This is a genomic window from Arthrobacter sp. NQ7 (assembly GCF_029581595.2).
Lineage (GTDB): Bacteria > Actinomycetota > Actinomycetes > Actinomycetales > Micrococcaceae > Arthrobacter > Arthrobacter phenanthrenivorans_B.
The window spans coordinates 381,800-407,177 of the sequence record NZ_JARFXU020000002.1 but is presented as its reverse complement, the minus strand read 5'-3'; the positions used below and the strand labels follow the sequence as shown (position 1 = coordinate 407,177).

Sequence of the window (25,378 nt, the reverse complement as noted above, 5' to 3'; positions counted from 1 at the left end):
GGGTGCAGGCAGGCCTCCTGACCGGAGGCGGCAGCAACCGCCGGGCCCGTGCGACGTATGCGCCCGTCCCGCCGCGCCCCAGTACCCTTGTGACGTGACCAACACGCAGAACCCCTCCGCCAGCCCCGTCCACCAACCGGCAGGCCCGCCGTCCGATGCTCCGCAGCGTGAATCCCTGCACGGCAACCCGCAGCCAGGCGGTGCGCTGCAGGGCGTGATGATCGGGCTGGACATCGGCGGCACCAAGACCCATGGCGTCCGTTTTGAAGACGGCCGGCCGGTTGCCGATGACTCGTCGGGGAGTTCGAACGTCCAGAACGTCAGCAGGGAGCAGGCGGCCCACAACCTGGCCGATCTGTTCGCCAGGATCGGCGGGGGTCGCGTTGACAGGGTGTACGCGGGGTCCGGCGGGATCGATACCGACGAGGACGCCGCAGCACTGGCTGCCCTGATCCAGCCGTTGGTGCCGGAGGCCCGGGTCACCGTTGTCCATGATTCCCGACTCCTGCTCGCGGCCGGCCGCGCAACTGCCGGAGTGGCGGTCATTGCGGGGACCGGCTCAGCCGCCTGGGGACGGAATTCCGACGGCGGCGAGGCCAGGGCCGGCGGCTGGGGATACCTCCTGGGGGATGAAGGCAGCGGTTATTGGCTGGGCAGGGAAGCGGTCCGGCACAGCCTGCGCAGGATGAACCAGGGCCTCCCCATCGACCAGCTCACGGCAGCCCTCCTGGCATCGTGCGGCCTGGACCACCCCAACAAGCTGATTGCGCTGTTCCATTCACCCGACACAGGGCGGCGGTTCTGGGCCCAGCAGGCGCGGCACGTCATGGAGGCGGCCGCGTCGGGACACCGGGACAGCGGGGCCTTGCTGGACCAGGCCGGGAAGGACCTGGCCGACCTTGCCGCGCAGGTCCTGGGCCAGCTGCAGATCCAGGGCCCTGTGATCCTGGGCGGCGGGCTGGGCATGAACGTGGCGCCCGTCCAGGAGTCGTTCCGCCGGAACCTTGGCGCCAAGGGAATCACTGATGTCCGGGTGCTGGACCAGGAACCGGTGTTCGGCGTCCTGCAGCTCCTGGCTGAGCCCGCCTGACGAAAGACGGCTAGCCGACGGAACGCTTACGGGGCGCCAGGCGGACGCCGGGAAGCGGGGGAGCGGGGATCCGTCCGGCCTCCGGCCCGGCATCCGGGCCGTGGCCGGGCACCAGGCCATAGCGGGAGGCAACGCTTGCGGCGTCCGGCAGGCCGGCCTGGGCTTCCCAGTCCTCCCGGGCCTGTTCCACTTCGTCATGCGTACGGCCTACGAAGTTCCACCACATCAACAATTCCTCGCCGAACGGTTCACCGCCGATAAGCAGGAACCGCGTTCCGGGCTGCGCCTGGAGCCGCAGCTCGCTGCGGCCGGTGCCCAGGTAGCCCAGCGGTCCCGCCGGAAGCTCCTGCCCGTCCACCGCCAGGCCGCCGTCGAGCACCAAAATGCCATGCTCAAAGGCGGGGTCCAGCGGCAGCACCGCCTCCCCTTCGCAGGACACATCCGCACCGACGATCGGCGAATACATCGTTGCTGGGGACTGCACCCCGGCAAGTTCACCCACCATCACCGTGGCGGTAAAACCCGGCCCTGTGGCGTGGGGCAGTTCCCTATGCTGTTCGAACGCCGGTTCCCGGTGCCGGTCCCCGTCCGGGAGGGCAACCCAGAGCTGGAGGCCGCGCTGGATCGGCAGCTCCCCACCGGCGGGAAGGACCGCGAACTCGGAGTGCGACACCCCGTGCCCCGCGGTCATGATGTTCAGTTCCCCGGGACGCACCACCACGTCGCTGCCCACGCTGTCCCGGTGGCGGATGTTCCCCGCCAGCGGCCACGTCACGGTCTGCAGCCCGATATGCGGATGGGGAAGCACGGACATGGCGGTCCGGTCAGGGCCGAAGCTGTCCAGGAAGCACCACGCGCCGATCGTGGGCAGGCCGCGCTGGGGCAGGGTGCGCTTGACATTCATGGCACGGACCCCGCCCAGCGGAACCTCGCGTTCGGGCCACAGCTGCAGGCAGGGCCCCGGCGTTCCTTCGGCAGTGGCGGGCGGGCAGACTTCCTGCTGTGGTGAAACTTCCAAGTTGGTCACGCCTCCACTTTAAGCGCCAGCCGTTCCGCTGTCCGTGCGGCGGCGACCTATCCGCGCACGGGAGGGTACCGAATGGTCACAGTAGGGATTCCTTTGCGGAGATTAGGGCCTGATCTGCTGAAGCCGGCCCCCGTTTGGGCTACCGTAACTAACAGCTTGCTGATGGCAATGTCGCGGTGCTGGCAGCAGCCCGTCCGAGAGAAACAGGTAAGTCCGCACCATGGACCAGGCGATGATCGAGTTCCAGAGCGTTACCAAGCAGTACCCGGGCGGCCAGCCGGCGGTGGATGGGTTGTCCATGTCCATCACCAAAGGCACTGTCACCGTCTTCGTAGGCCCGTCAGGATGCGGAAAAACCACGTCCCTGCGGATGATCAACCGGATGGTGGAGCCAACCTCGGGCACCATCACGGTCGATGGCCGGGACGTCACCTCGGTTCCCGCAGCGGAGCTGCGCCGGTCCATGGGCTACGTCATGCAGTCAGCAGGCCTGCTGCCGCACAGGTCGGTCCTGGACAACATCGCCACTGTTCCCCGGCTGAACGGCGTCTCGAAAGCGGACGCCCGCCGTCGCGCGGAGGAACTCCTGGACGTCGTGGGACTGGCACACTCCCTGGGCAGGCGCTATCCCTCACAGCTCTCCGGGGGCCAGCAGCAGCGCGTGGGCGTGGCCCGCGCACTCGCCGCGGACCCGCCCGTACTCCTCATGGATGAGCCCTTCAGTGCCGTGGACCCGGTGGTCCGCGACGAACTGCAGCAGGAACTCCTGCGCCTGCAAAAAGACCTGGCCAAGACCATCGTGTTCGTCACCCACGACATTGACGAGGCCACCATCCTCGGCGACAAGGTGGCCGTTTTCGCCACCGGCGGCAAGCTGGCCCAGTACGCCACGCCGGAAGAAATCCTGCGGGCGCCGGCGAACAACTTCGTGGCATCGTTCGTGGGACGTGACCGCGGCTTCCGCCATTTGGGCTTCACCGCGGCCGACGGCGTGGCAATCCATCCGGTGCCCACGATTGTCCGCTCGGCCGGAGGCTACCAGTCCGATTCGAGCGCAGCCGGAGGCTGGCAGCTGGTGGTGGACGGAGACCTGCGTCCGCTGGGCTGGTCAGCGCCGGGCACCGAAACCGAGCTCGTTCCCGGCGGTTCCCTGTTCCGCCCGGGTGAAAGCCTCAGGCGCGCCCTGGACGCTGCCCTGTCCTCGCCGTCGGGCCTTGGCGTTGCCGTTGATCCGGACGGCAAAGTCCTCGGCGTGGTCCGTGGCGGGGAAGTCCTGGCACTGATCGAGGAAGCGCGCCAGGTGCGGCAGGCTGCCCTCTGATGGAATGGTTCCTGGCCAACACCGGCATGATCCTCGAACGCGGCGGACAGCACCTGGTCCTGGCGCTGGTCCCCATGGTCCTGGGCCTGGTGATTTCCATCCCGCTGGCGCAGCTGGCCCGGCAGAACGGAGCGCTTCGTTCAGCGGTGCTGACGGCCTCGTCCCTCCTGTACACCATCCCGTCGCTCGCGCTGTTCATCATTTTGCCCACCATCCTGGGCACCCGGATCCTGGACCCGCTCAACGTGGTGGTGGCGCTGACCATCTACGCTGTGGCGCTGCTGGTCCGCGCCGCCCTCGACGCCTTCGATTCGGTTGACGCGGACGTCAGCCAGGCCGCCCAGGCCATGGGCTTCAAGCCACTGGCCAGGTTCCTGCAGGTGGACCTGCCGCTCTCCCTCCCGGTCATGTTCGCCGGCCTGCGGGTGGTGTCCGTGAGCAATATTTCGCTGGTCAGCGTTGCCGCCCTGCTGGGGGTCGGCAACCTGGGCATGCTCTTCACCGACGGCCTGCAGCGCGACTTCGTCACCGAGGTGGTGGTGGGAATCGTTGCCATCCTGGTCCTGGCGCTGGTGATGGACGCCGTCCTGGTGCTGCTGGAACGCGTGCTCACCCCCTGGGAGCGTGCCGGCAAGCGGCGCGGCCACACGGCAGCGGACCACGGACCGCACCCCGCCAGTGCGCCGGCCACGTCCACGGCAGGGGAGGCGGCATGAGCAACGTCTTCGCCGACACGTTCGCCTGGCTCGCCGATCCGCTCCACTGGTCCGGAAGCATGGGCATTCCGGTCCGGCTTGCCGAGCACCTGCAGTACACCGGCCTGGTCATGCTCATTGCCACGGCCATCGCCGTTCCGGTCGGGTTGTTTGTCGGCCACACCGGACGGGGCCGGGTGGCGGTCGTCGCGTTGGCCGGGGCCCTGCGGGCTTTGCCCACCCTTGGCCTGCTCATACTCTTCGTGCTGCTCGCCGGCATCGGGCTGATGCCGCCCATCTGGGCCCTGGTGATCCTCACCGTCCCGCCGCTCCTGGCAGGCACCTACGCCGGCATTTCCAGCGTGGACAGGAACGTCGTGGACGCTGCCCGCGCCATGGGGATGACCGAACTGCAGGTCCTGTTCCGGGCAGAACTGCCCAACGCCCTCACCGTCATGTTCGGCGGCTTCCGGACCGGCGTGCTCCAGGTCATCGCCACCGTCTCCGTGGTGGCCTACATCAATCTGGGCGGGCTCGGCCGCTACCTCTTCGACGGACTCGTCCTCAGCGATTTCCCGCAGATGCTGGGAGGGTCCCTGCTCATCGCGGTGCTCGCGATCGCCGTCGACCTCGTCCTGTCCCTGGTCCAGAGGCTGTTCCTGTCACCAGGGGCCTCAAAGCAGTCCCGCCGCAGCCAGGAGGCTGCGGTTGATCTCACAGACCCCGTTGTTGCGGAGACTGTCGTACAAGGAGGTAAGTCATGAAAGATAGCCGTCCCCAGCGCCTCGGCAGGCGGGCATTCGGCGGCCTGGCCGCCGGGCTTGGCCTGGCAGTGGCATTGTCCGCCTGTGGCGGATCGTCCGATCCTTTGAAGAACGCGCCTGCGTCCAGCAGCGGTGCATCCGGCGGTGCGACCTCCCTGGTCGTGGGCTCCGCCGATTTCCCGGAAAGCCAGATCATCGCCGAGCTGTACGCCGGCGCCCTGAACGCCAACGGGATCACCGCCACCACCAAGCCGAACATCGGCTCCCGCGAGGTCTACTTCAAGGCCGTCCAGGACGGTTCCGTGGACGTGGTGCCGGACTACAGCGGCAACCTGCTGCTGTACGTGGACAAGGAGGCCAAAGAGGTCTCGGCCGGCGACATCGCCAAGGCCCTGCCGGGCAAGCTCCCTGACGGCCTGGCCGTACTGGACGTGTCCAAGGCCGAGGACAAGGACGCCATGGTGGTCACCAAGGCGACCGCGGAGAAGTACCAGCTGAAGTCCATCGAGGACCTCGCCAAGGTCTGCAGCGACATTGTCGTGGGGGCCCCGGCCACCTTCGCTGAGCGCGCGTACGGCCTTCCGGGGCTGAAGAAGAACTACAACTGCGTGCCCAAGAAGCTGGAACCGTTCAGCGACGGCGGCGGCCCGGTAACGCTCAAGGCCCTGCTCGAGGACCAGGTGCAGGTGGCCGATATCTACACCACCACCCCGTCCATCGCGGACAACGACCTCGTGGTGCTGGACGACCCCAAGAACAACTTCATCGCCCAGCAGGTGCTGCCGCTGTACAACAAGGCCAAGATGACCGACAAGGCCAAGGAGGCGCTGAACTCGGTGTCCAGCATCCTCACCACGGATGACCTCATCAACCTTAACCGTGCGGTCAGCGGCAGCCAGAAGCAGGATGCCAAGACGGCGGCGACTGCCTGGCTCAAGGAAAAGGGCATCGTCAAGTAGGCGTTGCCTGCCCGCCACGGCGGGCGCCTGAGGGGTGACCACGACGGCGGCTGCCGGACTTGCGAAGGTCCGGCAGCCGCCGTCGGCGTGTGGTGGACGTCTCAACGGCGATGCATCCTTCCTGTGGCATATTTGAGGGATGGCAGAATTCAGGCAGTCCACGAAGCTCAACAACGTCCTTTACGACATCCGTGGACCGATCCTGCAGGCAGCCCAGCAGATGGAGGCAGAGGGCCACCGGATCCTCAAGCTGAACATCGGCAACCCGGCGCCGTTTGGCTTCGAAGCGCCCGACGCCATCCTGGTGGACATGATCCGCCACCTGCCGCACGCCCAGGGGTACAGCGATTCCCGCGGCATTTTTTCCGCGCGCACCGCCGTGTCGCAGTACTACCAGACCCGCGACATCCAGAACATCCACGTTGATGACATCTACCTGGGCAACGGCGTCAGCGAGCTGATCACCATGTCCCTGATGGCGCTGCTGGATTCGGGGGACGAAGTCCTCATTCCCACCCCGGACTACCCGCTGTGGACCGCCTCCGTGGCGCTGGCCGGCGGGAAGCCCGTCCACTACCTCTGTGACGAGGACTCCGGCTGGCAGCCCGACCTTGAGGACATGGAAGCCAAGATCACGCCCCGCACCAAGGGGATCGTGGTCATCAACCCCAACAACCCCACCGGCGCCGTCTACCCCGAGGAAACGCTCAAGCGCATTGTTGCGCTTGCGGAAAAGCACGGCCTGGTGATCTTCGCCGACGAGATCTACGAGAAGATCCTGTACGAAGACGCCGTCCATGTGAACCTCGCCAAGCTCACCGGTGACCACGTCCTGTGCCTGACCTTCAGCGGATTGTCCAAGGCCTACCGCGTCTGCGGCTACCGGGCCGGGTGGATGGCGATCTCCGGGCCGAAGAAGGACGCCGCGGACTACCTTGAAGGCATCAACCTGCTCGCGAACATGCGGCTGTGTGCGAACGTTCCCGCCCAGCACGCCATCCAGACCGCCCTGGGCGGCTACCAGAGCATCAACGACCTGATCCTTCCTGGCGGCCGGCTCCTGGAGCAGCGCAACAAGGCGTACGACATGCTGAACGCCATTCCCGGGGTCAGCACGCAGCAGGCCCGAGGTGCCCTGTACCTGTTCCCGAAACTGGACCCTGAGGTGTACCACATCCGGGATGACGAGAAGTTCGTCCTGGACCTGCTGAAGGAAGAGAAGATCCTGGTGTCGCACGGCAGGGCTTTCAACTGGGTGCGCCCGGACCACTTCCGCATGGTGACGCTGCCCAACGTCAAGGACATCGAGGAAGCCATCGGCCGGATGGGGGACTTCCTAAGCAGGTACCAGGGGAACTAGCCTGTGCACACGGGCCTGCCGGTCCGTACAGCGCTTGCGGAAAGGAACCCCATGGCCCGCGTCGTCGACTTCGACCAGCATCCTGCCCAAACCCTGCGGGCAGGGGAGGGGTTCTCCCTTGCTGACGTGGATCCCGATGCGACCCCCGGCTACAGCGGCAACAAGGACGACGGCAAGCTCCTGCTCGCCGGGATGGACGATGAGCTCTCCCGGCTGCAGGAAAAGCTCTTCGCCGAATCCCGCTTCGGCGGGACCAAACGGATCCTGCTGGTCCTCCAGGCGATGGACACCGCCGGCAAGGGCGGCATCGTCAGCCACGTGATGGCCGCCATGAACCCGCAGGGCGTGCAGTTCAAGGCGTTCAAGGCCCCCACCGATGAGGAAAAGTCGTACGACTTCCTGTGGCGCATCGAGAAGGAAGTGCCGGCTGCCGGGATGGTGGGGGTCTTCGACCGCTCCCATTACGAGGACGTCCTGATCCACCGGGTCCACAACTGGGCCACCCCGGACGAGATCAAGCGGCGCTACGTGGCCATCAACGAGTTCGAGGCCAGGCTGACCGACTCCGGCACCAAGATCGTCAAAGTGATGCTCCACATCAGCGGGGACGAGCAGAAGGAACGGCTGCTGGCACGGCTGGACAACCCGGCCAAGCACTGGAAGTACAGCCATGGTGACCTGGACGAGCGTGCTTTCTGGGATGACTATATGGATGCCTACCAGGCAGCGATCGAGGAAACCAGCACGCCGGCCGCGCCCTGGCATGTGGTTCCCGCCAACAAGAAGTGGTTTGCCCGGATCGCCGTCCAACAGCTCCTGCTGGGCGCGCTCTCCGGGATGAACCTGAAATGGCCCAAGGCTGAGTTCGATGTGGCCGCCGAACGGGAGCTCGTGGCGCGTTCCTGACACCTGCGTCCCTTACACCTGCGTCCAGCGTGGTGGGCAGGTTGCAGGGGACAGCGGCATTCCGCAGCGTTGGGTCCCAACAGCGGTTGGTCCCTACAGCGGTTGGTCGCGGGCGGCCGCGAGCCGCTTCCGTGCGCCTTCCAGCCACTCTTCGCAGCGGGCCGCCAGTGCCTCGCCGCGTTCCCACAGGGCAAGGGACTCCTCCAGGCTCGCCCCGCCGGCCTCCAGCCTGCCCACGACCGCGATCAGCTGTTCCCGCGCTTCCTCGTAGCTGAGGGCTGCGACGTCGGATTCAGGTTTTGGTTCGCTCATGCCTTCTCTTCCAATTCGTGGTTCGGGTTTCCTGGGTGCACTGCACCGGTGGACTGCGCAGGGACGGGGGATTGGGCGGGACCGGGGGATTGGGCGGGACCGGTGGAGGTGGCGCCGAAGCGCCCCTCCGCCACCCGGATCGACAGGGCCGCGCCGGCCGGTGCCTCGGCGGGCCGGCGGACAACGGCATGGCCTGCCTGGGCGATCCGGGCAGCCTGGTCTCCCGCCAGTTCGACGACGGCGTACCCCCTGTCCAGGGTCTTCTGCGGTGACAGTGCGCGCACCTGGGCCTTGAGGTGCTCCAGTTGGTCCGCCGCCCGCACCACCGTGGAACTCACGGCCGCGGAGGACCGGCGCAGCAGGCGCTCGATCTCCTCGGCCCGGCCGGACACCATTCCCTCCGGCGCCGCCATGACGGGACGCGAGTGCAGTGCCGACAGCCGGTCCGCTTCCCGGTCCACCAACCGTTCCATGCAGCGCCTCAGCTGTTCCCGCGCCGTGCGCACGCCGGCGAGTTCCTCGGAGACTTCGGGGACGATCCGCTTGGCGGCGTCGGTAGGGGTCGAAGCACGGAGGTCCGCCACATAGTCCAGCAGCGGCCGGTCCGCCTCATGCCCGATGGCACTTACCACCGGCGTGGCAGCAGCGGCCACGGCACGGATGAGTTCCTCGCTGTTGAACGGCAGGAGATCCTCCAGCGCGCCGCCGCCCCGGGCGATGACGATGACATCCACCTCCGGCCGGGCGTCCAGCTCACGCAGCGCGCGGACCACCTGCGCTACGGCGGTGTTCCCCTGGACAGCAACCTCGCGGATCTCGAACTCAACCGCAGGCCACCGCAGGGCCGCATTCCGAAGGATGTCCTTCTTGGCGTCCGAGTCGCGCCCGGTGATCAGGCCAATGCGGTGCGGCAGCAGGGGCAGTGGTTTCTTTCGGGAGTCGGCGAACAGGCCCTCGGCAGCCAGGGCCTGGCGGAGCCGTTCAATCCTGGCCAGCAGGTCACCCAGTCCCACCGGACGGATGTCCCGCACCAGCATGTTGAGCCTGCCGGTCTTCAGCCAGAACTCCGGTTTCAGCAGGGCCACCACGCGCGAACCGCGCTCCAGCGGAAGATTCTGCCGTTCCAGTACCTTGGTCCACACTGAAGCCGGGAGGGAGACCTCCGCGTCGACGTCGCGGAGCGTGAGGTAGGCGTTGGTCCCACGCCGGTTCAGCTCGATGACCTGGCCTTCCACCCACGCCGAGGGGGTGCGGTCGATATGGGCTTTCAGCTTCTGCGACAACAGCTGCAGCGGCCACGGGTTGTCCGGACTGGTTTCCGCTGCGGTGGCGGGCAGCGTCGTGGCGCCGGTACCAGGAAGGGACGACTGGTCAGACATGCGGACGCCGTTGGGGAGTTGGAGCTGCGGGCATGCGGTCCTTCAGTTGTTAGGGGCGGTCAATCAACCTTATCCGCAAGCTGTATCACCGGGCACTGACAGCGGCTGTCCCCAGACCCTGCCTAGGATGGGTTAAGGCCCCCAACCCGAAGGACCTGTTGTGCGTACTTTTGTCTCTGCCGTTGCCACCGTGCTGGGCATCCTCCTGGCCGCCGTTGCCGTTCCCGCCATCTGGGTGGACCGGAATATTGTCCAGGAAGACGGGTTCGTCCACCTCGCAGCTCCGCTTGGCAAGGACCCGGACTTCCAGAAAAGGTTAGCTGCGGCGGCAGTGGGCACGATCGATACGGGAGCCGTTCCCGGGTTTCTCTCCGACCTGATCCAGCCAATGATTGAGCAGGCGGCTGAGTCGCTGACCGGGCTTCCCGGCTATCCGGCGGCCTGGGAGGAGACCCTGCGCAGAAGCCACCGGCTGAGTTTCGCCAGCCCCGCTGCCGGACCGCAGGGAAGTGCGTCCGCGTCCACCCTGACCCTCGACGTCGCACCCCTGGTTGCCCTCGGCTCCGAGGAAATCTCGCGAACCACCCGGCTCCCGCTCGACCCGCCCGCACAGACCCTCATCAACGTTGGCCAGCCAGTGCAGAAGGAATGGACGGAGCGGCTCGCGACGTACGCTCCCATGGGCTATGTGGCCGCCATCGGCTCGGCCGTCGCGTTCCTGCTGGCGCTCGTGGCAGCACGCCGCCGCTGGACTGTGCTGCTGGCCGCCGGGCTTGGCAGCCTGGTATTGGCCGCGGTGTGGGCAGCGGGCCTGCAGCTGGGTACCGCGCGGGCCCAGGCCGCAGACACAGGCAACGCGGTGGCCAACATGTTCCGGGACGAATTCCTCGCCGCGGCAGCCGCGGACTTCCAGACGTGGATTACCGCGGCCGCTGTGGCCGGCGGTGTCCTGGCGGCAGCCGGCGTTGTGACGTTGTTCGCATCCCGGAAACGGGCGCGGACCAGCCGGTAACATGGAGGGATGACCACCTCGGCCGTATCCCTTTCGATGCCCACCATTCCGCGCAGGCGCCGTTCGCCTGGGGAAGTAGCAGCTGCAGCCCCGGTGAACGGCACCAAGAAGGTGCTTCTGGCTGCGCCCCGCGGCTACTGTGCGGGCGTCGACCGGGCGGTGATCGCCGTCGAGAAGGCCCTGGAACACTATGGACCGCCTGTGTATGTCCGCAAGCAGATTGTCCACAACGTTCACGTGGTCACCTCCCTGGAGGAAAAGGGCGCCATCTTCGTTGACGAGACAGACGAAGTACCCGAAGGCGCGCTGGTGATCTTCTCCGCCCACGGCGTGTCCCCGGCTGTGGTTGAGTCCGCGGAAAACCGTGGCCTGCGCACCATTGATGCCACCTGTCCGCTGGTCACCAAGGTCCACAAGGAGGCCGTCCGCTTCGCCAAGGACGACTTCGACATACTCCTGATCGGCCACGACGGGCACGAAGAAGTGGAAGGCACCTCCGGTGAGGCGCCGGAGCACATCCAGATCATCAACGGACCCCACGAGGTGGACAAGGTCACCGTCCGCGACCCCGAGAAGGTCATCTGGCTCTCCCAGACCACGCTGAGCGTGGACGAGACCATGGAGACCGTCCGGCTGCTCAAGGAACGGTTCCCCACGCTTCAGGATCCGCCCAGCGATGACATCTGCTACGCCACCACCAACCGCCAGGTGGCCATCAAGAAGATCGCCCCCAAGGCCGACCTCGTGATTGTCGTGGGCTCAGCCAACTCCTCCAACTCCGTGCGGCTGGTGGAGGTGGCCCTGGAATACGGCGCCAAGGCCTCCTACCGGGTGGACTTCGCCAATGAAGTGGACGAAGCATGGTTTGAAGGCGTTGCCACCGTTGGAGTCACGTCCGGCGCTTCCGTGCCCGAAGTGCTGGTCCAGGACGTGCTGAGGCTCCTGGCCGACTACGGCTACGGCACGGTGGAAGAAGTCGTCACCGCCGAAGAAGATCTCCTGTTCTCGCTGCCCAAGGAACTGCGCGCAACGCTGAAGGAAGCCGGCGACGTCAGCCGGGCCCTCGGTGGACGCCGCTCCCGAAGCTGACACCACTCCGGCGGCCGATACCGCATCGCGGCCGACACCAAGTCCTGTGCCGACACCACATCCGCGGTCAGGGGCGGTGTTCGCCGCAAGCCACGAAGGGCCGGGCAGTTAGTCAACTGCCCGGCCCTTCGCGCATCCCTGACTCGTGTCAGGCTGCCTCGTCGTTACCCTGCAGTTCAGGCGCCGCCAGGGCGCGGGGCGTCACCTCCACAACGGGCGGTGTCACCAGGCCGGACTCCTCAAGGCTGTTCAGCTTCCGCGCCGTCGGCAGGACACGTGCTTCCAGGGTGCCCACCATGGCGTTGTAGCGGTCCACCGATGTCTTCAGCGAGGAACCCAGCTTGCTGACGTTCTCACCCAGGGTTCCCATCCGGTCGTACAGCTGCCGCGCCAGCTCGAACAGCTCGCGGGCACTGTCCGTCAGCACGTCCTGGCGCCAGGTAAACGCCACGGACTTCAGCACGGCCAGCAGGGTACCCGGCGACGCAAGGACCACGTTTCTGGACAGGGCATGGTCCAGGAGCCCGGCATCCGCCTCCAGCGCGGCAGCCAGGATCGATTCGGCCGGAATGAAGCAGACCACCAATTCCGGCGAGTTGCCGGGGATGTCCCAGTACTTCTTGTTGCCGAGCGCGTCCACGTGGGCCCGGAGCGCCTTGGCATGGGCAGCCAGCAGCGCCTGCCGGTTCCGGCCGTCGGCAGCCGTCTGCGATCCTGCCTGCAGGCCCCCCAAACGCGGATCAATGGCGCCGAGTTCCTGGGCCTCAAGGTAGGACGACAACGGGACTTTTGCGTCCACCACCAGTTGTTTCTGGCCCGGCAGCTGCACCACAAGGTCAGGGCGGACAGCGGTCTCGTGGCCGGCGCTGTGCACCTGCTCCACGAAATCCACGTGCCGCAGCATCCCCGCAGCTTCCACCACGCGCCGCAACTGCACCTCACCCCACTGGCCCCGGGCACTGTTGGAGCGCAGGGCGGATTCAAGGGCGTGCGTGGACCTGATCAGCTGTTCATCCGAAAGCCGGGCCTCCTGCAGCTGCTGGGCGAGCTGGCCGTACTGTTCCACCCGGTCCCGCTCCAGCAATGCCACCTGCTGTTGGACCGCGGAAAGCTTTTCCGCCACGGGGGCCAGGGCGCGCAGGACGTTGCCGTCCTGGTTCCTTGCCTCGCCCAGCTCCCGGTTCTGTGCCGCCAAAAGCCGACGTTCGGCGTCGGCCGCTGCCAACTGCGCCGTGACCTCCGAAAGCCGGGATGAGACGGCGTCGAAGTCCGCTTCCACCGCGTGTGTGCTCCGCCGCAGCGAAAAATAGGTGGCCGCCGCGCCGGCAAGCGCACCGAGCAGCAGCATGAGAAGGGCCAGAATCAAGGCAAAAGCATCCATGCCTTCACTGTTGCACGGGCCTCTGACAATCATGGGCAGTGACATCCGCCGGTACTGGCCGCCGGGGCCCTGCAGGTAGAATCAATGCTCGTGGCTCTTACTATTGGCATCGTCGGACTGCCCAACGTCGGCAAATCAACCCTCTTCAATGCGCTCACCCGCAACCAGGTCCTGGCCGCGAACTATCCGTTCGCCACCATCGAACCCAACGTGGGCGTCGTGAACCTTCCGGACGCCCGGCTGCAGCAGCTTGCCGGAATCTTCGGCTCCCAGCGCATCCTGCCCGCAGCCGTGTCCTTCGTCGACATCGCCGGCATCGTCAAGGGCGCATCCGAGGGGGAGGGGCTGGGGAACCAGTTCCTGGCCAACATCCGCGAGGCTGAGGCCATCGCAGAAGTGGTCCGTGTGTTCGACGACCCCGACGTCGTGCATGTTGACGGGAAGGTTGACCCGCGCTCGGACATGGAAACCATCAACACCGAGCTGATCCTCGCCGACCTGCAGACTATCGAAAAGGCGATCCCGCGGATCGAAAAAGAGGTCAAGATCAAGAAGCGGGAAGCCGCTGAACTGGCCGCGATCAAGGCTGCCCAGGCGGTGCTGGAGCGCGGGGACACCATCTACTCCTCCATCAAGAGCGACAAACTGGAGATGGAACACCTCAAGGAGCTCGGCCTGCTGACGGCCAAGCCGTTCATCTACGTGTTCAATGCCGACGAAGGCATCCTGGGCAGCCCCGAAAAGCAGGAAGAGCTGCGCGCCATGGTGGCGCCGGCCGACTGCATCTTCCTCGATGCCAAGCTCGAGGCGGACCTCGTTGAACTTGACGAGGAAGAAGCCCGGGAAATGCTGGAAATGAACGGCCAGGACGAGTCCGGCCTGGACCAGCTGGCACGCGTGGGCTTCCACACCCTGGGGCTGCAGACCTACCTGACGGCCGGCCCCAAGGAAGCCCGCGCCTGGACCATACGGCAGGGAGACACCGCACCCCAGGCCGCCGGCGTGATCCACTCCGACTTCCAGCGCGGCTTCATCAAGGCCGAAGTCGTCTCCTTCGAGGACCTCATCGAAGCAGGATCCATGGCCGAGGCAAAGTCCCGCGGCAAGGTCCGGATCGAAGGCAAGGAATACGTCATGGCCGACGGCGACGTCGTGGAGTTCCGCTTCAACGTCTAGTTCCCGGGGAGCAGACCCGAGGCGTTGGCCGCCAGGAGCAGTGTTCCTGGCGGCCAACGCTTTTTTGCCTCAAGCCTCGGGGAGCGTGCAGGTGTGCCCTTCGGGGTCCATCGGGTAGCCGCAGAGGGGGCACGCCGGACGGCCGGCGCCCACGATTTCCCGGGTGCGCTTGGCGAAGGCGCGGGCGGTGCCCACCGGCATCCGCACCAGCAGCATCTCGTGGCCGGCGCCCCCGTCGCCGTCAAGCGGTTCATCGTCGTCGTCTGCGTCGGCATCAGTGAGGGGGCGGGCCTCAATAATGACCTGGGCCGTGGTTGGGTCCCAGCCCAGGCTCATTGCGCCGGCGCGGAACTGCTCCTGGACGGCCTCAAGCTGGTCATTGTCGACAAGTTCAAGGGGAGTACCCGCAGGAACGCTGAAGGGGTTGCCCTCGACGGTCATGAGCTGGTCGAGAATTTCATCGATCTTCTCCGCGAGCAAAGCCGACTGCTGTTTCTCCAGGGCAATACTCACCACCTGCGTCCCCGCACGCACCTGCAGGTAGAACGTACGCGCCCCCGGCAGGCCGATGGTGCCGATGACGACCCGGTCAGGCCAGTCAAACTCGTGAACACGTGTGGACATCTCAGTATTCTAGGCACATGAGGTTCAGGCCAGGGTGGTGTGGGGGCTGACGGTGCGCCGTATCGTGGGGTCATGAGCGCCCGACCCCACCTGCGCCTGGTGCTGCCCCACCAGCTCTTTGAGCAGCAATGGAAAGGGGCGGGACCGGACACGGTATTTGTCCTGATCGAGCACGACCTCTACTTCCGCCAGTACTCCTTCCACGCCCACAAGCTGGTCCTGCACCGGGCGTCCATGGCCCGGTATGCGGACCGGCTGCGCGCGGACGGGCGCGAGGTGACCGTCCTGCACAGCGACCGCAACCGGGCGTCCCGCGTGCAGTTGGCAGAGGTGGTCCGGCGGCGCCGGCCCGGGCAGGTGACATGGTTCGACGTCGTCGATGACTGGCTGGAGCGGGACCTGGTGGCCGGCCTGGCAGACGGCGGCTACGGGATGCGCCCAGGGGATGTCTTGGAGACGCCGAATTTCCTGACGTCCCGCGCGCAGATCGAGGAGTGGTTGTCGCATAACCCGCCCCGGATGCAGGACTTCTACGCATGGCAACGCCGGCGGCTGGGCATCCTGGTCGGGAAGGACGGCGGACCCGTCGGGGGCAAATGGTCATTCGACGAGGACAACCGAAAGAAGCTTCCCCGCGGGTACGTCCCGCCGACCATCTCCCGTTTCAGCGACCACCCGGTCCATCAGGGGGAGGCGTTGTTCCCGGTCGAAGCGCTGACGGGGAAAGCAGGCCCGGCGGCAGGCACACCTGCCGAAGAACGGTCCCGCGATGTCCAGCTCGCCATTGACTGGGTGGCAGGCGAATTCCCCGACGCCCCCGGCGACCCTCGGCTCTTCGCCTGGCCCACCACGGCTGCGGAAGCCCGGAAACATTTGCGGGAATTCGTTGCGGACCGGCTGCCCGGGTTCGGGCCCTACGAAGACGCCATTTCCGCAGAACATCCGTTCATCCACCATGGACTGCTGACCCCCGTCCTGAACGTTGGCCTGCTGGATCCGCGCGAAGTCCTGCGCGCCGTCCTGGAGGCTGCGGGTGGAACCACCCCGCTTGCTTCCCTTGAAGGCTTCGTGCGGCAGGTCATTGGCTGGCGTGAGTATATGCGCGCCACCTACCTGCTGCGCGGCCGGCACATGCGCACCGCCAACCTGCTCAGCCACCGGAACGGGCTGGGGCCCGGATGGTGGGATGCGGGAACGGGGCTGGCACCCGTGGACCTGGTCATTTCCCGGGTCCTGGCCACCGGATACGCCCACCACATTGAGCGGCTCATGGTCCTCGGCAATGCCATGTCCCTGCTCCGTATCCGCCCCGACGACGTGTACGAGTGGTTCATGGAAATGTTTGTCGACGCCTACGACTGGGTCATGGTCCCCAATGTCTACGCCATGAGCCAGTTCGCCGCAGGCACCGACATCACCACCAAGCCCTACGTTTCAGGCAGCAACTACCTGCGAAAGATGTCGGACCTGCCGGCGGGGGACTGGGCGGCGGATTGGGACGCGCTGTACTGGGCGTTCATCGATGACCACCGCCCCGTCTTCGAGCGGAATCCGCGAACGCGAATGGCCGTTTCACAGCTGGACAGGATGGAGCCTGAAACCCGGGACGGCCACCGGCGGCGGGCCGGGGCACTGCTTGACGGGAAGGACGGGCGCCGGCTGCTGTGGACACCGCCGGCCGAACGGGCCTGAGCCCTCCGGGTCCGCAGCAGGGTGCCGGCACGGCTTATCCTGAAACTGTAGGGCGCCATTCCGGCGGCCCGGGTCCCTGAGGGAAATCACGAGGAGGCGGCATGCCGGTCCGGCGCCTGTTGCAATTGCTCACCGCCGCATTGTCGGCTGCCCTTGTCCTCGCCGGCTGTTCCGGCGGCAGCGCCCCCTCCGTGGTGGTCGGTGAGGCAAAACGCGGCGGAAGCGTCACGGTCGCGGAGGTCAACGCCTTTTCCTCCTTCAACCCTTACAGCGCCAACGGCAACACCGACATCAACTCGAAGATCGGTGCCATGACGCACTCCGGCTTCTACTACCTCGATGACAGTTCGAAAGTGGTCCGGAACGACAAGTTCGGCCACTTCGAGAAAGTCTCCGACCAGCCGCTGAAGGTGAAGTACACGGTCAATGAAGGTGTCAAGTGGTCGGACGGCGCACCCATCGGCGCCGCCGACCTCCTCCTGAGCTGGGCGGCCGGCTCCGGCTACTTCGACGACGTCGATCCGGCGGCCGGCAAAGGCACAAGGTACTTTGCAGCGGCCTCCGGCACTATGGGCCTGGCGGGCACGAAGTTTCCGGAGATCGGCGCGGACAACCGTTCCATCACCATTGAATACGCCGAACCTTACGCTGACTGGGAAGTGGCGTTCGACGTCGGACTCCCGGCCCACGTGGTCGCTGCCAAGAGCGGCCTCACGGACGAAGCGGACCTTGTGGACCTCCTCAAGGACACGCCGCGGGGCAACCCGGAGAAACCGGCCTCCCATCCCGCCTTGAAGAAGGTCAGCGATTTCTGGAACACCGGATTCGACACCAAAGCCGTTCCGGACGATCCAGCCCTCTACCTTTCCAGCGGCCCCTACATCGTGCGTGACATCGTCCCCGAAGTTTCCATGAAGCTTGTCCGCAACCGCGACTACGTCTGGGGCGCCGAACCGTGGCTGGACGAAATCAACGTCCGGTTCACGGGATCCGTGCCCGCTGCCGTCGATGCGCTCAGGAACGGCAAGGCGGACATCATCTCGCCCCAGCCCTCGGCGGCCACGGACAGCCTGCTCACGGGCCTGTCCGGCCAAGGCATCACCGTTGAGCGGTACAAGCAATCCGGCTACGACCACCTGGACCTGAACTTCTCCGGACCGTTCGCGGAGAAGGACGTCCGGGAGGCCTTCCTCAAAACGGTGCCGCGGCAGGCCATCGTTGATTCCGTGCTGGGAACGCAGGGACCGGACAACAAGCCACTGGACTCCCACGTGTTCCTGCCCGGACAGCCAAAGTACGCGGACACGGTCAAAAACAACGGGTCCTCGGACTACGCAGAAGTGGACGTCGATGCGGCCAGGAAACTGCTGAAAGGCGCCACTCCCACTGTCCGGATCCTCTACAACCGGGACAACCCCAACCGGGCCAAGGCATTCGCGCTCATTCGGGACTCCGCCGGCCAGGCCGGATTCAACGTGGTCGACGGCGGGCAGGCAAGTGCGGACTGGGCAGCAACGCTGAGCCGCGGCGGCTATGACGCGTCCCTGTCCGGATGGATCGGCACAGAGGCAGGCGTCAGCCGGGTGCCCCAGATCTTCCGCACCGGCGCGGGCAGCAACTTCACCGGATATTCCGACGGCGACGCGGACAAGGTCATGGAGCAACTGGTTGTCACCACGGACCTGGGCAAACAGGACGAACTCCTGGCCGACATCGACAAGCACGTCTGGGAGGACGCCTACGGCCTCCCGCTCTACCAGACACTGGGGACGACGGCCTTCAACTCCCGGGTGGCCGGCGTGAAAACCAGTCCCGGCCCGCTGGGCGTGTGGTGGAACGTCTGGGAGTGGCGGCTGTCCGCCGCAGCCGCGCCGGCTTAGGTCTTTCGGCCCTTGCGGGGCCTTCAGGTTGCCGATTCGCCGTCTGCCCTACCGGCGAGTAGCATGTGACGTGCATAACTACCAGTCAAGAACCGGCGTATATGAGCGCGCCGGTCACGGTTTGGCAACGGAGTACCAGTATCTGGACTTCGTGCGGTTAGGCTAACTCGTATTATGTAGGTTTCGTCACAGCGGTGAGCTGCGTCCGGCCTACGGGGAAGCACAAGATTCCCCTATATCTCTCCCACAACTCATAGGAGGCGGAATGCGTTTTACGCGCACTTCCAAAGCACTGGGCATCGTGGCAATCGCCGCGCTTGCCCTGACCGGGTGCGGCGCCGGCGGCGGCAGCACTGACGGGTCCAGCACTGCTGCCGGCGATCCGAACAAGGTCATTACCGCCTACAGCAACGAGCCACAAAACCCGTTGCTGCCGGCGAACACCAATGAGGTTTACGGCGGCCGCGTGGTCGAGCTCCTCTTCGAAGGCCTGCGCACCTACGATGCCAGCGGCAAGCCGGTCAACGCCCTGGCCGAGTCCATCGAGTCTTCCGACGCCCAGAACTGGACCATCAAGGTCAAGCAGGGCCAGAAGTTCACCAACGGTGAGGCCATCACGGCCAAGACCTTTGTGGACTCGTGGAACTTCGCCGCCAACTCCAAGAACCTGCAGAACAACGGCTTCTTCTTCGAATCCATCGCAGGGTACGAGGATGTCTCCGCTGTGAACCAGGAGAAGGGCGCGGACGGCAAGACCACCACCACGCCTGCACCCAAGGCCGACACCATGTCCGGTCTGGCAGCAACCGATGATTCCACCATCACGGTCAAGCTCGCCCAGCCTGAAGCCGACTGGTCCCTGCGCCTTGGATACTCCGCCTTCTTCCCGCTTCCTTCCGCCGCACTGGCTGACCCCAAGACCTTCGGTGAGAACCCGGTCGGCAACGGCCCGTACAAGTTCGAGAAGCAGGGTTCCTGGGTACACGACCAGTCCATTTCCCTGGTCAAGAACGCCGATTACAAGGGACCGCGCGAGGCCAAGAACGGTGGCGTGACCTTCAAGTTCTACACCGATCCGGGCCCCGCATACACCGACCTCCAGTCGGACAACCTGGACATCACGGACGTTCTTCCGTCGAACGCCCTGAAGACCTATGTCTCCGATTTCCCGGACCGCAACTCCACCAAGCCGGTTGCCACCAACTCCACGCTCAACATCCCGCCGTACAACCCGAACTTCCAGGGTGAAGCCGGCAAGCTGCGCCGCCAGGCGCTGTCCTACGCCATCAACCGCGAGGAAATCGCCAAGGTTGTCTTCAACGGCACCCGTACCCCGGCCAAGGCATTCGTTCCGCCGGTCATCGACGGCTTCAAGGAAGGCCTGAAGGGCAGCGAAGTCCTCAAGTTCGACGCCGCCAAGGCCAAGGACCTGTGGACACAGGCTGAGAAGATCAAGCCGTACGACGCCTCCAAGCCGCTCCAGATCGCCTCCAACACCGATGGCGGCAACAAGGAATGGATTGACGCCGTAGCCAACGGCTTCAAGAACAACCTCGGCATCCAGGCTGAAATCCAGCCCTTCGCCAAGTTCGCTGAAGTCCTGAACCTCCGCAAGTCCCAGCAGCTGCCTGGCCTGACCCGCGCAGGCTGGCAGGGTGACTACCCGTCGCTCTACAACTTCCTGGGACCGGTGTGGGCAACCAACGCCTCCTCCAACTACGAGAAGTACTCGAACCCTGAGTTCGACAACCTCCTCAAGGAGGGCCTGGCCGCGAAGAGCACCGACGAGGCCAACGACAAGTTCAACCAGGCCCAGGAAGTCCTGTTCCAGGACCTGCCCGGCCTGCCGCTCTGGGATCAGGCACGCCCGATCGTGTGGAGCAACAACATCGTGAAGGCCGAGACCGGCTGGAACGGCGGCATCCTGTACTACGGCATCACCGCCAAGTAGTCCCAGATCTAACTTGCCGTCAGGCTGATGGGGGTTCCGGTTGCGTCCGGGCCCCCATTGGCTTGCAAGCGGCAGGAAGGCATTCATGAACGCGTTTTCTTCCTTACCGGAAGGCAGGTGATCCTGTGATCCGGTTTATTCTGCGCCGACTCCTTCAGGTGATCCCTGTCTTCCTCGGCACTACCCTCCTGGTGTACTACATGGTGTTCGCCCTCCCCGGCGATCCCATCGCGGCACTCTTCGGCGACCGCCAGCCCCCGCAGGCGGTCATCGACACCCTCCGCAGCCAGTACAACCTGGACCAGCCCTTCTGGGTCCAGTACGGGCTGTTCCTCAAGAACCTCTTCACTTTCAACCTGGGCAATGACTTCACCGGGCAGCCCATCGCGGCAAGCCTTGCCCGCGTCTTCCCGGTGACGGCGATGCTCGCCATCGAGGCGCTGGCCATCCAGGCCGTCTTTGGTGTTGCTTTCGGTGTTTTCGCGGGCCTGCGCCGCGGCGGCTGGTTCGACTCCACCGTCCTGGTGGCCTCCTTGGTGGTCATCGCAGTCCCCACCTTCGTCCTGGGCTTCGTTTTCCAGCTGGTCTTCGGCGTGCAGCTCGGCTGGGCCAAACCCACGGTGGGTGCCAACGCCAACTGGGGCACCCTGCTGCTGCCCGCCGTCGTCCTTGGCCTCGTGTCCTTTGCCTATGTCCTGCGCCTGACCAGGGCATCAGTCAGCGAAAACATGAACGCTGACTACGTGCGGACCGCCACGGCAAAGGGCCTGTCCCGGCCGCGGGTGGTCGTGGCGCACATCCTGCGCAACTCGCTGATCCCGGTGGTGACCTACCTGGGCGCCAACCTTGGCGGCCTGATGGGCGGTGCCATCGTCACAGAAGGCATCTTCAACGTTCCCGGCGTCGGCAACAAGCTCTACCAGGCTGTCCTTCGCAGTGAAGGCCCCACCATCGTTTCCATCGTCAGCGTGCTGGTGCTGGTGTTCGTGGTGGCCAACCTGCTTGTCGATCTCCTGTACGCCTGGCTTGACCCGAGGATCCGCTATGACCAGTAATAACAGCCACTTTGTGGCCCCCATCGACGAGACACCGCTGCAGGCAACGGACGCCGTCAAGACAGACCAGGCCCCGCTCAGCCTGTGGGCCGACGCCTGGCGGAAGCTCCGCCGTCGTCCGCTGTTCATCATCTCGGCACTGCTGATCCTTGCCCTGATCGTCATTGCACTGTTCCCGGGCCTCTTCACGTCCACGCCGCCCAACGAAGGCTGCGAGCTTGCCAACTCCGAAGGCGGCCCCACCGCCGGGCACCCGTTCGGCTTCACCTTCCAGGGCTGCGACGTTTACTCCAGGGTCATCCACGGCACCCAGGCCTCCCTTTCCGTGGGCCTGCTCTCGGTGCTGTGCGTGCTGGTCATCGGCGTGACGCTCGGTGCCCTCGCCGGCTACTACGGCGGCTGGATCGATGCCGTGCTGGCCCGCCTGGGTGACATCTTCTTCGCCCTGCCCCTGGTGCTGGGCGCCCTGGTGATCACGCAGCTGCCGCTGTTCCGCGAGAACAAGAGTGTCTGGACCGTGGTGTTCGTCATCTCGCTCCTGGCATGGCCGCAAATGGCACGAATTACCCGCGGCGCCGTCATTGAGGTCCGCAACGCGGACTTCGTCACGGCCGCCCGCGCACTGGGCGTCTCGAAGTTCGGTGCCCTGATCCGCCACGTCCTTCCCAATGCGCTGGCTCCGATCATCGTGCTGGCCACCCTGGAACTTGGCGTATTCATCGTGGCCGAGGCCACCCTGTCCTTCCTGGGCATCGGCCTGCCCCAAAGCATCATGTCCTGGGGCAACGACATTGCAGGTGCGCAGGCGTCGATCAGGACGCGTCCGGAAATCATGCTTTACCCGGCCGCCGCGCTCTCCATCACCGTGTTGAGCTTCATCATGCTGGGCGACGCCGTGCGCGATGCCCTCGACCCGAAGAGCCGTCAGCGATGAGAGATAAAGAGATGACAACTCCAGACGTCCGCATTGATGAAGCCGGCACCACCGGCATCAGGCCGCTGCTCGAAATCCGTGACCTGGCCATCACCTTCAAAACCGGCGGCGGTGACGTCCAGGCGGTGCGGAACGCCCACCTGACCATCATGCCCGGTGAAACAGTGGCTATTGTTGGCGAATCAGGTTCGGGCAAGTCCACCACCGCGCTGGCCGCCATCGGCCTCCTGCCCAACAACGGCAGGGTGTCCGGCGGGCAGATCCTGCTCGACGGCGAGGACATCGCCCACGCGAGCGAGCAGCGGATGATCGAACTGCGCGGCAACACCATCGGCATGGTCCCGCAGGACCCGATGTCCAACCTGAACCCCGTGTGGAAGATCGGCTACCAGGTCAAGGAGACCTTGCGCGCCAACGGGCGGCCCAGCGGACCGGATGACATCGCCAAGGTGCTGTCCGAAGCTGGACTGCCGGACGCCAAGCGCCGGGCAGGCCAGTACCCGCACGAGTTCTCCGGCGGCATGCGCCAGCGCGCGCTGATCGCCATCGGCCTGTCCTGCCAGCCGCGCCTGCTGATCGCTGACGAACCGACGTCGGCCCTTGACGTCACGGTGCAGCGGCAGATCCTGGACCACCTGGAAAAGATGACCGACGAACTGGGCACCTCGGTCCTGCTGATCACCCACGACCTGGGCCTGGCCGCAGAGCGGGCGGACAAGGTCGTGGTGATGTACCAGGGCCGGGTGGTCGAAGCGGGACCGTCACTGGAACTGCTCCGCAACCCCCAGCACCCCTACACCAAGCGGTTGGTCGAGTCTGCCCCGTCCCTGGCCAGCCGCCGCATCCAGGTTGCCAAGGAACAGGGCGTGGAGACGGCGGATCTGCTGGCACCTGCCGCGGAGGCAGTGAAGTCCGAAACCTTCCTGCAGATCCAGGACCTGCGGAAGGTTTACAAGCTCCGCCAGGGGCTGGGCAAAGCCGCGGACTTCGCGGCCGTCGACGGTGTGAGCTTCGATGTCCGGCGCGGAACCACGACGGCGATCGTGGGGGAGTCGGGGTCCGGCAAGTCCACCGTGGCCAAGATGGTGCTGCAGCTGGAAAAGCCGACGGAGGGCAGGATCCTGTTCGACGGCGTCGACACCTCTGCGCTCAAGCCTGCCGAGCTGTTCAAGTTCCGCCGGCGCGTCCAGCCGATCTTCCAGGACCCGTACGGTTCCCTCGACCCGATGTACAACATCTACCGCACCATCGAGGAGCCGCTCCGGGTCCACAAGATCGGAGACCAGGCCAGCCGGGAGAAGAAGGTCCGCACGCTGCTGGACCAGGTGGCTCTGCCCCAGTCCGCCATGCAGCGGTACCCGAACGAGCTCTCCGGCGGCCAGCGGCAGCGCGTGGCCATCGCCCGGGCGCTGGCACTGGACCCCGAGGTCATCATCTGTGATGAGGCCGTGTCCGCGCTGGACGTGCTGGTGCAGGCCCAGGTGCTGAACCTGCTCGCCGACCTGCAGGCCAACCTTGGGCTCACCTACCTCTTCATCACCCACGACCTTGCGGTGGTGCGGCAGATTGCCGACCACGTGTGCGTGATGGAGAAGGGCCGGCTGGTGGAGACCGGGTCCACGGACGAAGTCTTCGAGTCGCCCCGGCAGGATTACACCAAGGCACTGCTCAACGCCATCCCCGGCGCCAAGCTGATGCTTCCGCCCGAAGTGGCGTAGCGGTCATCGCCTGACAAGCGGCTGGAGCCGGGACCTGCGGGTTCCGGCTCCAGCGTTTTAAGTGCTGACTGCGTACTGCACCGCTGCACCCAGGTTGGGTCAGTCCTGGTAGCCGCCGTTGCCCCCGGCCACCGCGGCAAGGGGGCCCTGCTCAGCCGAGGTCTTCCGGTCCAGTCCGAGTTCACGCAGCCTGCCGGCGAGTATGCCGCCGAGGGCCGCCCGGCCGGCGGTGTTCATATGCACCGAATCGGCCAGGTCTTTCGTTAGTCCGTATCGGGTGAGCCAGTCGCCGACCGAAACAAAGGGCAGCCCGTGGGCTCCGGCCACCGACCCCAGCAAGGCATCCACCTCACTCCGGCGGCCGCCGCCGTTGTCCGCTCCGCGCGCCAGGGTGCCGATCATCGCCATCCGCGTTCCGGGATAGCGGGCCTTCAGTTCGGCGATGAGCCGTTCCGCGTTTTCCGTAATGCGGGCATTGCTTGCGCCGCTGGCGGCGTCGTTTCCGCCGCCCTCGATGACGATCAGTGCCGGGGCGCCGGAGGGAAGCAGCCAGTCGCCGCGCTGCAGGGCATCGATGTAGTTGCCCGTGGCGCCGTTCGCTGCGACGTAGCCGGTCCCGCCGCGGCCGCAGAAGTACACGTTGTAGCCAGCCGAAGCCAGGCCGAGGCGGGGCCACCCGTCCGCGGGTTCCGACTGCGAATCGCCAATCAGCAGCACGGTCCGGTTGATATCCGGCACCACTGCTTCCATCCTGCCGTTGCCGGGGTTCCGGATCCGGGACGTGGCCGCTGCGGCAGTCACCGCCCCTCCGCCGCCGGGTTGCCCGCCTGCTGCCTGGGCATTGCCGGCCTGTCCGCCCGTCCACGGGCTCCCGTGCGGGGACGCGCCGGTCCCCGCACCCCCCGATACTCCCAGCACTGCCGACGCGGCGAGCAGGCCCGACAGCGCGGCGGCGGCAATCCGGGCGGAAGCCCGCGCATTCGCCTTGGCTGGGGGCATCGTTGTCTCCGGCTTGCTCAGGGGTGGACGCTGTGTTCCGCCATCATGCCACGC

At 66.0% G+C, this 25,378-nt stretch carries 22 protein-coding genes; 16 read left to right on the top strand and 6 right to left on the bottom strand.

The window, feature by feature from the left end:
• The first annotated feature begins 94 nt into the window (after positions 1-94).
• On the top strand, positions 95-1,090 hold the full coding sequence (locus PUN71_RS04665) for an N-acetylglucosamine kinase (protein ID WP_502860006.1): 996 nt from the start codon (positions 95-97) through the stop codon (positions 1,088-1,090).
• Positions 1,091-1,100: 10 nt separating this feature from the next.
• Here PUN71_RS04665 and PUN71_RS04660 read toward each other — a convergent pair whose 3' ends face one another.
• On the bottom strand, positions 1,101-2,117 hold the full coding sequence (locus PUN71_RS04660) for a pirin family protein (protein WP_277797501.1): 1,017 nt from the start codon (positions 2,115-2,117) through the stop codon (positions 1,101-1,103).
• A 220-nt stretch (positions 2,118-2,337) separates the two neighbouring features.
• On the opposite strand from PUN71_RS04660, the gene PUN71_RS04655 reads away from it, so the two are divergent.
• The 6 genes from PUN71_RS04655 to PUN71_RS04630 all read left to right on the top strand — a co-directional run bounded on the left by PUN71_RS04655 (position 2,338) and on the right by PUN71_RS04630 (position 8,122).
• Positions 2,338-3,438, top strand: a complete 1,101-nt coding sequence (locus PUN71_RS04655) for an ABC transporter ATP-binding protein (protein WP_043452697.1) — start codon at positions 2,338-2,340, stop codon at positions 3,436-3,438.
• Positions 3,438-4,154: an ABC transporter permease gene (locus PUN71_RS04650; RefSeq protein ID WP_043452698.1), complete on the top strand. Its 717-nt coding sequence runs from the start codon at positions 3,438-3,440 to the stop codon at positions 4,152-4,154. Before PUN71_RS04655 ends, PUN71_RS04650 begins: the two co-directional genes overlap by 1 nt.
• On the top strand, positions 4,151-4,897 hold the full coding sequence (locus tag PUN71_RS04645) for an ABC transporter permease (RefSeq protein ID WP_277797500.1): 747 nt from the start codon (positions 4,151-4,153) through the stop codon (positions 4,895-4,897). The genes PUN71_RS04650 and PUN71_RS04645 overlap by 4 nt, the downstream gene beginning before the upstream one ends.
• A complete protein-coding gene (locus PUN71_RS04640) occupies positions 4,894-5,856 on the top strand; it encodes an ABC transporter substrate-binding protein (protein ID WP_277797499.1) in 963 nt (320 codons plus the stop codon). Before PUN71_RS04645 ends, PUN71_RS04640 begins: the two co-directional genes overlap by 4 nt.
• A gap of 139 nt (positions 5,857-5,995) precedes the next feature.
• Positions 5,996-7,216, top strand: coding sequence for a pyridoxal phosphate-dependent aminotransferase (locus PUN71_RS04635; RefSeq protein WP_043452704.1), 1,221 nt, complete (start codon positions 5,996-5,998; stop codon positions 7,214-7,216).
• A 51-nt stretch (positions 7,217-7,267) separates the two neighbouring features.
• Positions 7,268-8,122: a polyphosphate kinase 2 family protein gene (locus PUN71_RS04630; protein ID WP_043452706.1), complete on the top strand. Its 855-nt coding sequence runs from the start codon at positions 7,268-7,270 to the stop codon at positions 8,120-8,122.
• 93 nt (positions 8,123-8,215) lie between these two features.
• Here the strand turns inward: PUN71_RS04630 and PUN71_RS04625 are convergent, their stop codons facing one another.
• Positions 8,216-8,434: an exodeoxyribonuclease VII small subunit gene (locus PUN71_RS04625; protein ID WP_043452707.1), complete on the bottom strand. Its 219-nt coding sequence runs from the start codon at positions 8,432-8,434 to the stop codon at positions 8,216-8,218.
• Complete coding sequence (gene xseA / locus PUN71_RS04620) at positions 8,431-9,813, bottom strand: exodeoxyribonuclease VII large subunit (protein WP_277797498.1); 1,383 nt, start codon at positions 9,811-9,813, stop codon at positions 8,431-8,433. The genes PUN71_RS04625 and xseA overlap by 4 nt, the downstream gene beginning before the upstream one ends.
• 160 nt (positions 9,814-9,973) lie before the next feature.
• Between xseA and PUN71_RS04615 the strand changes: the two genes are divergently transcribed.
• Together PUN71_RS04615 and PUN71_RS04610 are read left to right on the top strand one after the other, a co-directional pair.
• Entirely contained in the window at positions 9,974-10,825 is an 852-nt protein-coding gene (locus tag PUN71_RS04615) for a hypothetical protein (RefSeq protein WP_277797497.1), read from the top strand.
• A 9-nt stretch (positions 10,826-10,834) separates the two neighbouring features.
• Positions 10,835-11,914, top strand: a complete 1,080-nt coding sequence (locus PUN71_RS04610; protein WP_277797496.1) for a 4-hydroxy-3-methylbut-2-enyl diphosphate reductase — start codon at positions 10,835-10,837, stop codon at positions 11,912-11,914.
• A gap of 148 nt (positions 11,915-12,062) precedes the next feature.
• On the opposite strand, the gene PUN71_RS04605 is transcribed toward PUN71_RS04610, so the two are convergent.
• Positions 12,063-13,295, bottom strand: coding sequence for a DNA recombination protein RmuC (locus PUN71_RS04605; RefSeq protein ID WP_277797495.1), 1,233 nt, complete (start codon positions 13,293-13,295; stop codon positions 12,063-12,065).
• A 90-nt stretch (positions 13,296-13,385) separates the two neighbouring features.
• Here PUN71_RS04605 and ychF point away from each other — a divergent pair, with 90 nt between their 5' ends.
• Positions 13,386-14,471 (top strand): redox-regulated ATPase YchF, encoded by a 1,086-nt coding sequence (ychF, locus tag PUN71_RS04600; protein ID WP_043452772.1) that lies wholly within the window; start codon positions 13,386-13,388, stop codon positions 14,469-14,471.
• 69 nt (positions 14,472-14,540) lie between these two features.
• Here the strand turns inward: ychF and PUN71_RS04595 are convergent, their stop codons facing one another.
• Positions 14,541-15,095, bottom strand: coding sequence for a DUF3090 domain-containing protein (locus PUN71_RS04595; RefSeq protein WP_277797494.1), 555 nt, complete (start codon positions 15,093-15,095; stop codon positions 14,541-14,543).
• Positions 15,096-15,167: 72 nt separating this feature from the next.
• On the opposite strand from PUN71_RS04595, the gene PUN71_RS04590 reads away from it, so the two are divergent.
• The 6 genes from PUN71_RS04590 to PUN71_RS04565 all read left to right on the top strand — a co-directional run bounded on the left by PUN71_RS04590 (position 15,168) and on the right by PUN71_RS04565 (position 24,325).
• Positions 15,168-16,787, top strand: a complete 1,620-nt coding sequence (locus PUN71_RS04590; protein WP_277797493.1) for a cryptochrome/photolyase family protein — start codon at positions 15,168-15,170, stop codon at positions 16,785-16,787.
• Positions 16,788-16,888: 101 nt separating this feature from the next.
• Entirely contained in the window at positions 16,889-18,667 is a 1,779-nt protein-coding gene (locus tag PUN71_RS04585; RefSeq protein ID WP_277797492.1) for an ABC transporter family substrate-binding protein, read from the top strand.
• 265 nt (positions 18,668-18,932) lie between these two features.
• Positions 18,933-20,618: a peptide ABC transporter substrate-binding protein gene (locus PUN71_RS04580; protein WP_277797491.1), complete on the top strand. Its 1,686-nt coding sequence runs from the start codon at positions 18,933-18,935 to the stop codon at positions 20,616-20,618.
• 125 nt (positions 20,619-20,743) lie between these two features.
• A complete protein-coding gene (locus PUN71_RS04575) occupies positions 20,744-21,673 on the top strand; it encodes an ABC transporter permease (protein ID WP_043452724.1) in 930 nt (309 codons plus the stop codon).
• Positions 21,663-22,607 carry an ABC transporter permease gene (locus PUN71_RS04570; protein WP_043452726.1) on the top strand — a complete coding sequence of 315 codons (945 nt, stop codon included), beginning with the start codon at positions 21,663-21,665 and terminating at the stop codon, positions 22,605-22,607. Before PUN71_RS04575 ends, PUN71_RS04570 begins: the two co-directional genes overlap by 11 nt.
• 11 nt (positions 22,608-22,618) lie before the next feature.
• Complete coding sequence (locus tag PUN71_RS04565; RefSeq protein WP_043452729.1) at positions 22,619-24,325, top strand: dipeptide ABC transporter ATP-binding protein; 1,707 nt, start codon at positions 22,619-22,621, stop codon at positions 24,323-24,325.
• Positions 24,326-24,424: 99 nt separating this feature from the next.
• On the opposite strand, the gene PUN71_RS04560 is transcribed toward PUN71_RS04565, so the two are convergent.
• Positions 24,425-25,324, bottom strand: a complete 900-nt coding sequence (locus PUN71_RS04560) for an SGNH/GDSL hydrolase family protein (protein WP_277797490.1) — start codon at positions 25,322-25,324, stop codon at positions 24,425-24,427.
• Positions 25,325-25,378: the final 54 nt, after the last annotated feature.

Excerpts from the sequence above, each read along its gene's own strand:
- PUN71_RS04560 (WP_277797490.1), bottom strand. The coding sequence starts at position 25,324 with ATGCCCCCAGCCAAGGCGAATGCGCGGGCTTCCGCCCGGATTGCCGCC.
- PUN71_RS04610 (WP_277797496.1), top strand. The coding sequence starts at position 10,835 with ATGACCACCTCGGCCGTATCCCTTTCGATGCCCACCATTCCGCGCAGG.
- PUN71_RS04565 (WP_043452729.1), top strand. The coding sequence starts at position 22,619 with ATGACAACTCCAGACGTCCGCATTGATGAAGCCGGCACCACCGGCATC.
- PUN71_RS04605 (WP_277797495.1), bottom strand. The coding sequence starts at position 13,295 with ATGGATGCTTTTGCCTTGATTCTGGCCCTTCTCATGCTGCTGCTCGGT.
- PUN71_RS04585 (WP_277797492.1), top strand. The coding sequence starts at position 16,889 with ATGCCGGTCCGGCGCCTGTTGCAATTGCTCACCGCCGCATTGTCGGCT.
- PUN71_RS04570 (WP_043452726.1), top strand. The coding sequence starts at position 21,663 with ATGACCAGTAATAACAGCCACTTTGTGGCCCCCATCGACGAGACACCG.
- PUN71_RS04580 (WP_277797491.1), top strand. The coding sequence starts at position 18,933 with ATGCGTTTTACGCGCACTTCCAAAGCACTGGGCATCGTGGCAATCGCC.
- PUN71_RS04635 (WP_043452704.1), top strand. The coding sequence starts at position 5,996 with ATGGCAGAATTCAGGCAGTCCACGAAGCTCAACAACGTCCTTTACGAC.
- PUN71_RS04625 (WP_043452707.1), bottom strand. The coding sequence starts at position 8,434 with ATGAGCGAACCAAAACCTGAATCCGACGTCGCAGCCCTCAGCTACGAG.
- PUN71_RS04630 (WP_043452706.1), top strand. The coding sequence starts at position 7,268 with ATGGCCCGCGTCGTCGACTTCGACCAGCATCCTGCCCAAACCCTGCGG.
- PUN71_RS04645 (WP_277797500.1), top strand. The coding sequence starts at position 4,151 with ATGAGCAACGTCTTCGCCGACACGTTCGCCTGGCTCGCCGATCCGCTC.
- PUN71_RS04590 (WP_277797493.1), top strand. The coding sequence starts at position 15,168 with ATGAGCGCCCGACCCCACCTGCGCCTGGTGCTGCCCCACCAGCTCTTT.
- PUN71_RS04595 (WP_277797494.1), bottom strand. The coding sequence starts at position 15,095 with ATGTCCACACGTGTTCACGAGTTTGACTGGCCTGACCGGGTCGTCATC.
- xseA (WP_277797498.1), bottom strand. The coding sequence starts at position 9,813 with ATGTCTGACCAGTCGTCCCTTCCTGGTACCGGCGCCACGACGCTGCCC.
- PUN71_RS04655 (WP_043452697.1), top strand. The coding sequence starts at position 2,338 with ATGGACCAGGCGATGATCGAGTTCCAGAGCGTTACCAAGCAGTACCCG.
- PUN71_RS04640 (WP_277797499.1), top strand. The coding sequence starts at position 4,894 with ATGAAAGATAGCCGTCCCCAGCGCCTCGGCAGGCGGGCATTCGGCGGC.
- PUN71_RS04650 (WP_043452698.1), top strand. The coding sequence starts at position 3,438 with ATGGAATGGTTCCTGGCCAACACCGGCATGATCCTCGAACGCGGCGGA.